Here is a 413-nt window from a genome sequence, read left to right as displayed (position 1 = left end):
TCGGCCATGACTTTCTCCACCGCTCTTACTTGAGTGACAAAGTTGACATGCAGACTTACTTAAACTTTTTCCCCAGATCCCACGTAGGCAACTAAGCTGCAGTGTCTTTACTGCCCCCGCTTGGCCTGTTGTTAGTCAATGATCCTGCTTCCTGAACCGCAATCAATACAGAACTGTGGGGCAACTACGACATCCATATCGCAGTCATAACCAGATGTGCAATAAATGTGCATTTAGCCATGCAGCGTAAACTTACCATCCTTGACGGCTTTGTATATTGTATCCCAAGAGCTATAGATGGTTTGCATATCACCTCGCATTTTCATAATCGCCTTACCATGAGGCCCTGATAGGGCTTCATCTGAGTGCCATGGCATAAAGATTTTATTGGCGGCGGTTCTCGCTTTGGTTTT

General features: G+C 45.8%; 1 pseudogene. It reads right to left on the bottom strand.

The features are described from left to right. Positions 1-62: 62 nt before the first annotated feature. Positions 63-413: pseudogene (locus tag UF06_RS27190) on the bottom strand (hypothetical protein); the annotation flags it as partial.

The organism is Vibrio sp. S234-5 (assembly GCF_000960595.1).
Taxonomy (GTDB): Bacteria; Pseudomonadota; Gammaproteobacteria; order Enterobacterales; family Vibrionaceae; genus Vibrio.
This window is presented reverse-complemented; position numbering and strand designations above follow the sequence as displayed.